The organism is Limnospira sp. PMC 289.06, from assembly GCF_032350395.1.
Lineage (GTDB): Bacteria > Cyanobacteriota > Cyanobacteriia > Cyanobacteriales > Microcoleaceae > Limnospira > Limnospira platensis.
On record NZ_JARPLC010000325.1, the window covers coordinates 1 to 1,255 of the forward strand.

At 42.0% G+C, this 1,255-nt stretch carries 1 protein-coding gene; it reads right to left on the reverse strand.

Annotated features, from left to right (window positions below; genetic code table 11):
* Positions 1-347 precede the first annotated feature (347 nt).
* On the reverse strand, positions 348-1,255 hold a 908-nt coding region (locus P5674_RS24865), incomplete at its 5' end, for a recombinase (RefSeq protein WP_315670404.1).

Sequence of the window (1,255 nt, forward strand, 5' to 3'; positions counted from 1 at the left end):
GGTATTTGACAGATTGATTAAGTTGTGCTTATTGATTAACCCGTCAATAATTAAGATTTGTTGCTGAGGGATATGCGCTAATTGTCCCGTGTGCTAAGACTGAGTTGAGTGTATTTTGTGTGTGACGGTACGACTATCGGGTTAAGTAAATTCCCGCTATCGCCGTCAGGATAAGGAAATAGAAAAAACGGGACTGACGGGGCTCGAACCCGTTTTATAGCCTATAACCCCTATTCTACCGTTACTCTAGTGCACTCAAAAGCGATCGCACATTTAGGAGTTAGTGCAAAAGGAAAACCCCCTAGGTATTTAGCCTAGAGGGTATTGTGTTGTGGGTTTATTGGGGATTAATCATCAAGCTGGTAAAGAGCTCTGATAATTGCCTTAACCTCTGGTAGGTCTGGATTAATGCCGATATTAATCAGGACTTGTTTCCCCATCTCTAGCGGTAATGGTTGCCTTTGATGTCTTGTTAGGATGCCTAACTCTGTCGCAAGATGGCGACGTTTTTTGTACTTGCCATCATTAACTGACACCGAGTGACCAAACGAACGCGCTCTGATTTCCTGTGGTATCCCGTTCATCTCCCCTAGTTGGTTTCCAAGGTGTCGAAAGGCATAGGCTTGAGTTAGTCCCCAATTATGTCGTGATAACCAGTTGCGATGATTATTATTAAACATTTTTGGATTTTTAGACTCAGTAACAGGTAGATAAACGTTATGAATCCCTAGGCGGTTAATTAGAACCTTGTCTTTACTCATTGGGATAGCTAACCTCCAACCTGTCTTAGTAGAACCCCCAAAATAGGTAAATTCTCCAATCACTAACACTAACTCAATGTTGGTAGGGTCAGATATGACTGGGAAGGTAATGCCATCAATCTTAACTGGCTTAGTTAAATTTTGACCTGCTGCTACTTCAGACGGTCTTAACCCATATAAAGTACACATTGCACTAACCCAACACCAACCATCACGAGCATTATTCTCTTTGACAGAACGATAATCAGTGTTGCGTTCTTTGTCTAGTAAACTTAACAAGGTATCCAAGTCTATACTTTGGGATTCAGCAAATACTGTTTGGGTAGGGTCAATTTTTTCTAGCTTGTCCAGTGCTTTTTTGCAGCCAGCCCGTTCCGCTACCTGCCTTAACTTGTAATATCGGTCTTTAAAATCCTTGTGCCCCACCGGACTGCTACCGTCTTTTAATGGAGTATACAAGGCTTCTTTTATACCCTCCCAAGTGACGTAACTAT